The 9,605-nt window shown below is 44.7% G+C and carries 11 protein-coding genes and 1 pseudogene; 5 read left to right on the forward strand and 7 right to left on the reverse strand.

Features of this window, described 5'->3' with window-relative positions:
- Nucleotides 1–170: 170 nt before the first annotated feature.
- The 3 genes and pseudogenes from AC4II3_RS28345 to AC4II3_RS28355 all read right to left on the reverse strand — a co-directional run bounded on the left by AC4II3_RS28345 (nucleotide 171) and on the right by AC4II3_RS28355 (nucleotide 1,508).
- Nucleotides 171–671 carry a hypothetical protein gene (locus tag AC4II3_RS28345; protein WP_488011797.1) on the reverse strand — a complete coding sequence of 167 codons (501 nt, stop codon included), beginning with the start codon at nucleotides 669–671 and terminating at the stop codon, nucleotides 171–173.
- Nucleotides 672–695: 24 nt separating this feature from the next.
- Nucleotides 696–856 (reverse strand): annotated as a pseudogene (locus AC4II3_RS28350) (YqaE/Pmp3 family membrane protein).
- 445 nt (nucleotides 857–1,301) lie between these two features.
- The gene (locus AC4II3_RS28355) at nucleotides 1,302–1,508 is read right to left on the reverse strand and encodes a YqaE/Pmp3 family membrane protein (RefSeq protein WP_293079340.1); all 207 of its coding nucleotides are present in this window, start codon (nucleotides 1,506–1,508) and stop codon (nucleotides 1,302–1,304) included.
- A 227-nt stretch (nucleotides 1,509–1,735) separates the two neighbouring features.
- On the opposite strand from AC4II3_RS28355, the gene AC4II3_RS28360 reads away from it, so the two are divergent.
- On the forward strand, nucleotides 1,736–2,719 hold the full coding sequence (locus tag AC4II3_RS28360) for a 3'(2'),5'-bisphosphate nucleotidase (RefSeq protein WP_488011799.1): 984 nt from the start codon (nucleotides 1,736–1,738) through the stop codon (nucleotides 2,717–2,719).
- A 124-nt stretch (nucleotides 2,720–2,843) separates the two neighbouring features.
- Here AC4II3_RS28360 and AC4II3_RS28365 read toward each other — a convergent pair whose 3' ends face one another.
- A complete protein-coding gene (locus AC4II3_RS28365) occupies nucleotides 2,844–3,035 on the reverse strand; it encodes a hypothetical protein (protein ID WP_488011801.1) in 192 nt (63 codons plus the stop codon).
- Nucleotides 3,036–3,126: 91 nt separating this feature from the next.
- On the opposite strand from AC4II3_RS28365, the gene AC4II3_RS28370 reads away from it, so the two are divergent.
- The 4 genes from AC4II3_RS28370 to AC4II3_RS28385 all read left to right on the forward strand — a co-directional run bounded on the left by AC4II3_RS28370 (nucleotide 3,127) and on the right by AC4II3_RS28385 (nucleotide 7,594).
- On the forward strand, nucleotides 3,127–5,505 hold the full coding sequence (locus AC4II3_RS28370; protein ID WP_488011803.1) for a transglycosylase SLT domain-containing protein: 2,379 nt from the start codon (nucleotides 3,127–3,129) through the stop codon (nucleotides 5,503–5,505).
- 138 nt (nucleotides 5,506–5,643) lie between these two features.
- Nucleotides 5,644–6,621, forward strand: a complete 978-nt coding sequence (locus tag AC4II3_RS28375) for an ABC transporter ATP-binding protein (protein ID WP_488011805.1) — start codon at nucleotides 5,644–5,646, stop codon at nucleotides 6,619–6,621.
- Nucleotides 6,622–6,913: 292 nt separating this feature from the next.
- Entirely contained in the window at nucleotides 6,914–7,165 is a 252-nt protein-coding gene (locus tag AC4II3_RS28380) for an AbrB/MazE/SpoVT family DNA-binding domain-containing protein (RefSeq protein ID WP_488011806.1), read from the forward strand.
- Nucleotides 7,166–7,174: 9 nt separating this feature from the next.
- Nucleotides 7,175–7,594: a putative toxin-antitoxin system toxin component, PIN family gene (locus tag AC4II3_RS28385; RefSeq protein ID WP_488011808.1), complete on the forward strand. Its 420-nt coding sequence runs from the start codon at nucleotides 7,175–7,177 to the stop codon at nucleotides 7,592–7,594.
- A gap of 105 nt (nucleotides 7,595–7,699) precedes the next feature.
- On the opposite strand, the gene AC4II3_RS28390 is transcribed toward AC4II3_RS28385, so the two are convergent.
- The 3 genes from AC4II3_RS28390 to AC4II3_RS28400 form a co-directional block, all read right to left on the reverse strand.
- Nucleotides 7,700–7,909 (reverse strand): hypothetical protein, encoded by a 210-nt coding sequence (locus tag AC4II3_RS28390; protein WP_488011810.1) that lies wholly within the window; start codon nucleotides 7,907–7,909, stop codon nucleotides 7,700–7,702.
- Nucleotides 7,896–8,381, reverse strand: coding sequence for a PIN domain-containing protein (locus AC4II3_RS28395; RefSeq protein ID WP_488011812.1), 486 nt, complete (start codon nucleotides 8,379–8,381; stop codon nucleotides 7,896–7,898). The genes AC4II3_RS28390 and AC4II3_RS28395 overlap by 14 nt, the downstream gene beginning before the upstream one ends.
- Before the next feature lie 284 nt (nucleotides 8,382–8,665).
- Nucleotides 8,666–9,605: WD40 repeat domain-containing protein (locus AC4II3_RS28400; RefSeq protein ID WP_490722973.1), on the reverse strand; the 940-nt coding region annotated here is incomplete at its 5' end.

A 9,605-nucleotide genomic window follows, 5' to 3' on the forward strand; every position in this document is an offset into this window, starting at 1 on the left:
AGTGGGGGAAACCCCCGCAGGTCGGCGCTGCATCGCTACTTGAGGTGCCGTCAGCTTATTTTATTCAAAGGTGCGCTCTTACCATTAAGAATTATAAATTATAAAGGATTAAAATCTAAGCGTGTTCTTTTTAACAATAATCAGCACTATTTTAAAGTTACTTAACAGAACTAACGACCCATAATTCGCTGCCGTCCAATTCTCAAGTACTCCCAAACTGGAAATTGATAAAATTCCATCACTAACCAGACAACAATTGCTAAATGGCAGAAAAACGTTAACCCTACCCAAGCAGCTGGAAGCCAAGATATAGGACTATCTGGGGCAGGCGGAAACATATAAACGGCTGCCCCAATTAAAGTGGTTGGACAAACTACAAATGCCAAAGCTAAGAACCAGTTTACCCATCCCCATTCAACCCCCTCTAGATGAGCCCCTGTCCACTTTTTGCCATTCCAGTGCCAGGTCATTGGGGGCTGCCGATCGGTTATTTTGAGTATTTGCCTTTCGAGATCAGCGGTAAAAATGTGGCGGCACTCGTGACAGGCAAAAGCTTCCATTAATGATAAATTTTGAATCTGACCCACACGACAGACTGGGCAGGGGTAGACTCCCTGATAGTTCAAAGCCTTATACTTCACAGGTTGGGATGATTGTTTTGAACTGTACATTTGTAGTCAGTTTAATCCTTTATTTTATCTGTTGGCAATCACCCAAACGGCATGGATAATTCCTGGAATATACCCCAATAGGGTTAAAAGGATATTTATCCAAAAGGGCCAGCGTCTTAACCCACTTGCAAAAATACTCCCAGTGGTGGCAGGAAAATAGCACATAAAATCCTAATTAAATCCATTCTGGTATACCTTTGGTGTTTGTTACGACAAGGCTGATTGGCTTAAGCACTCTTGAGCGCGTACTCACTTCCATTGTGCCAAATTATGTAAGCATTCAGCCGTGAGCTAAAAGCTCACGCTGTCAGCCATGCAAAGCGCGAGTGGGGGAAACCCCCGCAGGTCGGCGCTGCATCGCTACTTGAGGTGCCGTCAGCCGTCAGCCATTCGCGTAGCGTGGCCATAGGCCAAGGCTCACGCTATGGGGAGAAACTGTTACCGTAGCGTGGCTACAAGCCTTTAGCTGATAGCATCTCAAGTAGCGTGCGCGTAGCCCATTAGCTGAATGCTGATAGCTGAATGCTGATAGCTGAATGCTTACCAAATTATTCTAGTCTTAGAGCCGGGTTACCGGACCTATAATCCCTGTTTTGTGTTCGGTTAGGGACCCCGTCCCTAGTAAACAGTTTAATCCTGATATTGATTAGCAGTCACCCATACCGCATGGAGTATGGCAGGCACTACACCATATTTGGGAAAACCAAATTGAGTGCCTACTATGATACCCAATACCATTAACAGAATATTAAGCCAAAAGGACTTGCCAAAACTCACTTGCAAGAACACACCTAGTGGTGGCAGGAAAATGGCACAGATGATTCGGATGAAATACATTATTGTTGTACCTCGATTACTGCTCTTAGTTAATTCCCTGGTAATTTCCTCTGAATCCGGAATTTCCTAGCTAAGATGCCAGCAATGGAGTTCCTAGTCAGTAATAGGTAATCTCTAATTACTAATTTTGATTACTTAAGGGTTTATTAGCTATTAGCTATACCTATTACCCATGACTAAAAAAAACCTTCCAAAAATCTTTTCACCCTTAGGAGCAGTTATTTAAAATGTCTTATCAACAAGAGAAACAGGTTGCCATTGAGGCAGCCTTAGCCGCTGCCAAAATTTGTGAGCAAGTCCGGAGTGAACGGGTGACTGAAGCTATGGAAAAAAGTGACAAAAGCCCTGTCACTGTTGCCGATTATGGGTCTCAGGCAGTGATTTGCCGCTTACTTGCCCAAGCCTTTCCTGATGACCCAGTAGTGGGCGAAGAAGATGCTGCTGATTTGGTGGAACCAACTATGGCAAATCAGTTGGCACAGGTAACCAGTTATGTAGAATCTGTCACTAATGATGCTACTCCTGAAGCAGTGGTTAGTTGGATTAATCGAGGCAATGGTGAGATTGGACCTCGCTACTGGACCTTAGACCCGATTGATGGCACCAAAGGGTTTCTGCGTAATGATCAATATGCCGTAGCCTTGGCTTTGGTAGAACAAGGTGAAGTGAAAGTAGGAGTGCTAGCTTGCCCAGCGTTACCCGTGAACCTAGCACAACCAGATGGGGAGCGGGGTGTTCTATTTGTGGCAGTACGGGGTCAGGGAGCAACCATGGTACCTATTAGTGGTGGGGAACCCCAATCGATTCAAGTGACTGATGCTGAGAATACAGCAGAACTCCGGTTCGTCGAAAGCGTGGAATCTGGTCATGGGGACCATTCTCGGCAAGATTTTGTAGCTAAGGCGGTGGGAATTACTGCAGACTCCCTGCGGATGGATTCTCAGGCTAAGTATGGTGCGGTTGCCTCTGGTCAAGCAGCCCTTTACCTACGTTTACCGTCCGCGAAGTCTCCCAACTACCGTGAGAAAATTTGGGACCATGCTGCAGGCACCATTGTTGTGGAGGAAGCTGGTGGGGTTGTTACAGATATGCATGGCAAACCCCTGAACTTTTCTATCGGTTCTAAGCTAGTTGAAAATCAGGGTGTGGTTGTCAGCAATGGTGTGATTCATGAGACGGTGCTGGCAGCACTGCGGGATACAGCCAAATAGAGACAGCGTTCGCCACAGGGCAGATTATTACCTGGGGCAAGGATCCGGCAAGGGAATAGTATTTCTCTTGCCCTAGGATCGCTGTGCGTTTACGCCAGGGAGTTTTATTTACACTCACTGATGATTAAGAGATTAACCATTGCGCAATACCTGGGTAAAAATATCCCATCCAATATCCCCAGTCTAATGATTGGCTAACTGGAGCAGGGATCATCTCTCCTCGAAAATCTAGCAGCTGGACAATAATTAAGTAAGCGATCGCTAGCAATATCGATATAGCTCCAGTTATAATAGCGACTATTTTTCCGCGTTCCATAAGTCTTCTATCAAATCACAGTACGGTTGTCACAGAGCTTTCTATTCCCAAAATCTAATCCTACTATGGACGTGCATCACCAGGAGGCTCTATGAAACGGTCACGTTTGAAATTCTCCCGCTACTATCCTTTATTGGGCCAGCAATCGCGCCAGCGTAGCAGACGACAAATCCTACTAGCGTCTAGTGTGGGATTGAGCCTACTGCTGATCTCGATCACCATCTTCGTGTTGAGTGATCGCAAGAATCCCGTAGGATTAACCAGTTGGGTAGTGTTGCTGCCCCAGCAAATCATGGGACGCAGAAATCCCAAGGACACTACAGTACTAAAACTAGCATCCCAATCCCCCCAGGAGCGGGTGGCACAACTCGAAGCGATCGCAATTGGACCAAAATCCCTCAATCGTGGCCGTGCTCGTTACCTATTGGCCGTTGATGCCATAGCTGGGCAGCAGGGAAGGGAGGCATTGCGTTGGTTAGATAAATTAGAGTGGGAATATCCAGTAATAGCCGGACATATTGTGCTCAAACGAGCACAGGCTTACCAACTCACTGGGGACAAAACTCAAGCCCAAGAAACTTGGCAGGAGTTACTCCAACGCTATGGTAATCAGCCAGTGGCAGCTGAAGCGTTGTATGCCTTCTTGTCCGATGATTCACCCTACCGCAAACCAGAACAGGAATCTATTGCTCCGAAATATGCTAGCACCATCTGGAGTTCTGAGCAGCCCTGGTTGGCAAAAATACAGCAGATGTATGACTTCTCTGCGGAAGAGCCAAAATACTGGGAACGAGCACTGAAAAACTATCCTTCTCATCCTCGCATCATTGAATTAATCCAGCAAAAGCTTAAGGATCAGCCCAATCAACCTGAACTGATGCTGTTATTAGCCAGGTATACCTTTGACCAACCAGAGGTTACCCTAGTGCTAGATAAACTAGTGAGTAACTATGGTAAATCGGTCGATGAGAAGAATCGTGCTATAATCCAGCCGAAAGATTGGGAAGCGATCGCATTAGCCTATTGGAAAGACCGCAAATATGCTCAAGCCAGTGCTGCTTATGCCAATACTACACCATTACCTAAGCATACCTACCTAGGGGCTAGAGCACTTCAGTATGCCCAAAAGCCCAAAGCAGCGAAACTGGCCTATAAAAAGATGGTCGAAGAATTTCCCGATGCTAAGGAAACTGCCTTAGCTTATCTCCAACTCGCTGCACTAGAACCACCCATTGACAAGATACCCTATTTCGACCAAGTTATTGATCGCTTTCCTGACCGAGCTGCTGAGGCACTTTTGGCCAAAGCCAAAACTCTCGAACAACTCCAAAGTCCCAACGCTGCTGAGCAAGCCTATCAATTATTAATCGACAACTATAGCAATTCTGATGCGGCAGCGGACTATCGCTGGCAGATAGCTCAAGAGGCTGCACAAAATGGAGACATCCTGACAGCTTGGCATAACGTTCAGCCTATCCTTAAGGATAATCCCGAAAGTCTGATCGCCCGTAGAGCGGGGTTTTGGTCGGGAAAGTGGGCAACTCAGCTAGGACGGAAGCAAGAAGCGGAAGCAGCCTTTAAGCAGGTGATTACCAACCATATTCAATCTTACTATGCTTGGCGCTCAGCGGTACAGTTGGGTTGGGATGTGGGAGACTTTAGCACACTGCGCCAGGCATCTCTGACTATAAACTGGCCAACGGTGCGACCCGAGTTACCTGTGGGCTCAGCAGCTTTGAAGGAATTGTATCAGCTTGGTCAAGACCAGGATGCTTGGAGCCTATGGCAAGGGGAATTTCAAACTCGCCTCAAGCCCACTGTGCCCCAACAGTTTACTGATGGCTTGTTCAGGCTGGCGATGGGAGAATACCTAAAAGGAATTTCCCTGGTAGAGACCCTCGAAGACCGAGAAACCTCCCAAGAACAGGAGCAGTACCAGAAAATCACCGAAAAACCGGCTTACTGGCAAGCCCTCTATCCCTTTCCCTATATAGAGATAATCGAAACTGAGTCAAAACAGCGTAACATTAATCCTCTACTGGTTATATCCTTAATGCGTCAAGAGTCCCGATTTGAGCCAAACATTACATCAGTTGCTGGTGCCATGGGCTTAATGCAAATGTTGCCCAGTACAGCAGCTTGGGTAGGGCAATCCATCAATTTTAACGACTATAAACTCGATAATCCCAACGATAATATTAAACTAGGAACCTGGTTTCTCGCCCATAGCCATCGGGTGTATGAGGATAACTCCGCATTCGCCATTGCTAGTTACAATGCTGGTCAAGGTAATGTAGGGAAATGGCTAAAGGGAAATGAACCCATTGATTTAGATGAGTTTGTGGAAACTATACCCTTTGGTGAAACCAGAAACTATGTCAAGCAAGTTTTGGGTAATTACTGGAATTACTTACGCTTATACAATCCTGAGGTTGGTCAGCAGTTAGTAGACTTTTTGGCTCAAGAGTGATCCAGCAAGACAGACCGTAAACATTCAGCCAGGCTCTACCCGATTAGCTATCATGGATTTTATTAAAAATAGATACAAACGTCACCAAAATAGGGAATAAATAAATATAGATTATATCCCTCATTTCTTAGCAACAGGATGGAGCAATCTACTCTCACTTTACCCCCCCAACTCACCACCTCTGAACCAATCCCAGTGGTTCAGACCTCCCAACTGCGCAAAGTTTACCGCACCGGCTTCTGGCTCAATCAAAAAATTGAATCCCTGAAAAATTGCTCCCTAACCGTCTATCAGGGAGAAACCTTTGGATTACTCGGTCCAAATGGAGCCGGGAAAACTACCCTGTTAAAAACCTTACTAGGAATTGTCCGTCCTACTGACGGAGAAGGATGGTTACTGGGACATCCCCTTGGTAATGTTAAGGTCAAGCAGCGCATCGGTTACTTACCAGAAAACCCTTACTTCTATGACTATCTCACCGGCTGGGAATTTTTGCACTTTACCGCTGGACTATTTCAAATTCCCCATCAGGTAAAACGTAAACGTATTCCTCGGCTGTTAGAACTCGTAGGATTGTCCCAATCAGCTGCACGAAAGAAACAACTACGTCAGTATTCTAAAGGGATGCTCCAGCGCATCGGTATGGCCCAGGCTCTGATTAATAACCCAGAAGTAGTATTTCTCGATGAACCCATGTCCGGTCTTGACCCCATGGGACGCTACCAAATCCGGGAAATTATTATGTCTCTGAAAGCTCAAGGCAAGACTATTTTCTTCAACAGCCATGTCTTGTCAGATGTGGAGAAAATATGCGATCGCATCGCGATTCTCGCTAATGGGGAATTAATTTGTATGGGAGGGTTAGATGAACTTTTGGGTACCGATAACACCTACCGAGTTAAAGGCAAAGGTGGGAATATAGAGATTATCAAACGGTGGCTGATGGAATTGGAATTTGAGGATGACTGCTGGTACGGTCAATTGCGAGGGGAACCCCAAGAGTTTATAGCTTCTCTGAGACTGATGGATGCCCAATTGATGAATATGACTTTAAATCGTCCTTCATTGGAAGAGTTTTTTATGAAGCAGTTGAATAATCCGGGTTTGAGGGAGTAGGGAGTCGGGAGTCGGTAGGGTGGGAAGTGTGGGGAGAGGGGCGGGGGCGCGTGGGAAGTGTGGGAAATTTTGATTAAGGGTAATTATCCTGAAATTAAATTATATATTATACTCTCTTGCCTCTTGCCTGTTGCCTCTTGCCTTTACCTAAGCAATGCAGCGCCGACCTGCGGGGGTTTCCCCCAAGACCGCGCTGCATCAAGACAGAGATTGTGTTCACAACTCAAATACAAATGCTATAGATTACTATTGACTTAAAGTCGGGTTTGCCGGATTATGGTTATTTGGAATTATGGAACTCATCAAGCTAGGAAAAAAAGGTCAACTCTCTATTCCTAAAGCAATTCTCAAGCGTCTAGGGTTGGAGGGTGACACTATGCTACTGGTAGAAACTACTGCTGATGGTGGAATTATATTGCGTCCTGCGGGAGTGTATCCGATTGAGATGTATACAGAGGAACGGATTGACGAGTTTTTATCAGGCGATCGCTTAACTAACGAAGAAGCTGAACAGCTAATGGGCCAACTTAAAGATGGTGAGTAGGAAAGATACATGCGCGTGTTTCTGGATGCCAATGTAATCTTTGCAGCCGCTATTAGTCCTGATGGTCGCTGTAACGTTTTGTTTGAGTTAGCTTCTGCTGGGTATTGTGCTTTGCTAACATCGCCTCACCCCTTGGAAGAAACACGGCGTAACATTACAGCTAAGTATCCCGAAGCTTTGACACGATTGGAACGGGATTTAATCCCCAAACTAATTATTGTTGGAGAAGCACCGGTTTCACGAGTTAATTGGGCCATGGAGATGGGGCTACCTTGGAAAGATGCTCCTATTTTAGCGACAGCAGTAGAGAATAGGGCAGACCTTTTGGTAACGGGTGATAAGAAGCATTTTGGTTCGTTTTACGGTCAGATATTAGAGGGAGTAACGGTGGTGGATCTACGAGAGGCGATCGCACTACTTCTCAACTAAGATTAACGAGAATGCGATCGCTGAAAGCGGGGCTTCGCCCATCGCCTTTGGCGTGGCCTACGGCAAATCCCATAAGCGCGGAAGCGATCGCTGGCAACAACAGAATCATTGATTGTCAAGGTCTTTTTTGGCTCTAATTTCTTGAATATCTTGCCAAAAATCAGATCTTGTCACATTTTTTAAAGACTGTTGACGTTCTTGAGTATAATCACCAAAACCCCATCCTACATCTTGTAAAAAACGAATTGTATCAACTTGCCCTAATTCCTTAACTAAGGCATAATACCCTTTTTGTCTTAATTCAATTGGTGTCATTGTTGTTATTTCCTTTTAATACAAAAGTGTTCATTAACCAAGTGACAGGATTATCTAATTTTACTTTTAAGAGATGGCTATACTTAATTGCTTTCTTGAGCAATCTATCATCCGTTGTCAATAATACATCTACCTTAGCCGTTTCAGCGCAAGCAATATGAAAAGAATCATACAAACCAAATCCTAACTTTTCTATTTCTTGAGAACGTTTATCTATTTCATCGGTTAAAATTATTTTATTTTCAGCAACCTGTAATAATTTTCTAATCCTGTCTAGTTTGTCAAGATTAACCATTCGGTTTAATTCTGCTTCTATAGCTTCACTACTTACCAGCTTCCATTCTTCTGAATAAAACCGCTGAAAAATATCTAGAATTGTTTGTCCTTCTAATCGAATTCTATCTTGTCGCCAATCATCAAAAGGACGATTTAAGCAACAAACATCAAGATAAATTAAGTAAGAGTCAGCCATTACTACCCCTTGGTTTAATCATACAGAATCCCTGAGACTGGCACTATGATATAGCGTTTCTAGGATTTATGAGGTACGATTCTCAACCTCAAAGTCCCTCCCGGTGCGCGCACCGCAAAGTTGGGGTGGGGGATTTAGGGGGCTTGACCAAAACCAGATGATCGCGCATTCATTCCTTGATTCAGCAACGCCCTAATGGTAATATATTTAGTTGGTAGGCACCCCATGAGCGGTTCGCGTAGCGTGGCCTTTAGGCCATGGCTTGAGTACCTACAGGCATGTGATTATTCCGAGTCTAAGGCTAACTGTTCCACTACTTTTTTGGGGTCTTTATCTATTTCCTTTGTTAATGGATTGAGGTCGATGTCAGGATTGAGTTTTTGCGCTTCTTGATAGACAGAAATAGCCTCCTTGATTTCCCCCTCTATTACTAGTATCATTCCAAGGTATAGCTTAGCTTCTGCGGCAGCTTGTGCGGCTAACTGTTGCGCTACTGTTTTAGGGTCTTTATCTATTTCCTCTGTATTTGGATTGAGGTCGATGTCAGGATTGAGTTTTTGCGCTTCTTGATAGGCAGAAATAGCCTGCTCTATTCTCTGTTGTATTGCTAGCAACATACCCTGTTCTACCTTCCCTTCTGTCGCTAACTGTTGCGCCACTTTTTTAGGGTCTTTATCTATTTCCTTTGTTAATGGATTGAGGTCGATGTCAGGATAGAGTGTTTGCGCTTCTTGATTGAGTTTTTGCGCTTCTTGATAGGCAGAAATAGCCTCCTTGATTTTCCCCTCTCTTGCTAGTATCGCTCCAAATTGGACCTTAGCTAGTGCGGCTAAGAAGTGCGCTACTATTTTAGGATCTTTATCTATTTCCTTTGTATCTGTGTTGAGGTCGATGTCAGGATTGAGTTTTTGTGCTTTTTTAAATTTTTTAATAGCACTCTTGATATTTGGCTCTTTTTGTGAAATAAAAGCCCGACCTTGTCTCACCAGAAAGTCTGCTTTCGCTTTATCTTCCCAACTGGCATACTTAAGACAAGCTTCTCCTGCTTTATTATTTTGAGGTGCAACGAGGTCAGGATGAAGTTGCAGCTGATCACATCCCTCTTTTAACCAATCTTTCCAATTTCCACCCCGCCACAAACGCACTGTGTTGTCGTCACTGCCACTGAGAATCTGTTTGCCATCTCGACTAAAAGCGATATCATTGACAGAATCTGTATGACCT

Source organism: Moorena sp. (assembly GCF_982860115.1).

What these genes read in the sequence shown, in the direction of transcription:
- AC4II3_RS28345 (WP_488011797.1), bottom strand. Translation starts at nt 671, where the DNA reads ATGTACAGTTCAAAACAATCATCCCAACCTGTGAAGTATAAGGCTTTG.
- AC4II3_RS28355 (WP_293079340.1), bottom strand. Translation starts at nt 1,508, where the DNA reads ATGTATTTCATCCGAATCATCTGTGCCATTTTCCTGCCACCACTAGGT.
- AC4II3_RS28360 (WP_488011799.1), top strand. Translation starts at nt 1,736, where the DNA reads ATGTCTTATCAACAAGAGAAACAGGTTGCCATTGAGGCAGCCTTAGCC.
- AC4II3_RS28365 (WP_488011801.1), bottom strand. Translation starts at nt 3,035, where the DNA reads ATGGAACGCGGAAAAATAGTCGCTATTATAACTGGAGCTATATCGATA.
- AC4II3_RS28370 (WP_488011803.1), top strand. Translation starts at nt 3,127, where the DNA reads ATGAAACGGTCACGTTTGAAATTCTCCCGCTACTATCCTTTATTGGGC.
- AC4II3_RS28375 (WP_488011805.1), top strand. Translation starts at nt 5,644, where the DNA reads ATGGAGCAATCTACTCTCACTTTACCCCCCCAACTCACCACCTCTGAA.
- AC4II3_RS28380 (WP_488011806.1), top strand. Translation starts at nt 6,914, where the DNA reads ATGGAACTCATCAAGCTAGGAAAAAAAGGTCAACTCTCTATTCCTAAA.
- AC4II3_RS28385 (WP_488011808.1), top strand. Translation starts at nt 7,175, where the DNA reads ATGCGCGTGTTTCTGGATGCCAATGTAATCTTTGCAGCCGCTATTAGT.
- AC4II3_RS28390 (WP_488011810.1), bottom strand. Translation starts at nt 7,909, where the DNA reads ATGACACCAATTGAATTAAGACAAAAAGGGTATTATGCCTTAGTTAAG.
- AC4II3_RS28395 (WP_488011812.1), bottom strand. Translation starts at nt 8,381, where the DNA reads ATGGCTGACTCTTACTTAATTTATCTTGATGTTTGTTGCTTAAATCGT.